This is a genomic window from Pseudomonas sp. SIMBA_068 (assembly GCF_046534705.1).
Lineage (GTDB): Bacteria > Pseudomonadota > Gammaproteobacteria > Pseudomonadales > Pseudomonadaceae > Aquipseudomonas > Aquipseudomonas putida.
On sequence record NZ_JAWRYI010001671.1, the window covers coordinates 1 to 236 of the forward strand.

Here is a 236-nt window from a genome sequence, read left to right on the forward strand (position 1 = left end):
CTTGTTTGTCTGCATCTTCTACAAATTCGCCTAAGTGGGCGACTTGTGCGTCAACCTCTTCTGGCCAAACATGCGGAATGTCGTGATTACGAAGGGCAACTTCAATTTCCATACCTGGTGCTAAATGCTCACCTAGTACATCAACCACTTTACCTACTGCGTTCATATTGCGGCTAGGATTTTGAGTGATTTTAACCTGCACCATTTGGTTGTGGCGGGCACCGTTTTCGTTGCCT

Annotated in this window: 1 protein-coding gene; it reads right to left on the reverse strand. The window is 46.6% G+C overall.

What is annotated here, in order from left to right; all coding sequences use genetic code 11:
* Positions 1-236, reverse strand: a 236-nt coding sequence (locus tag SB756_RS35420) for a hypothetical protein (protein WP_410913925.1), incomplete at both ends; no start/stop codon positions are given.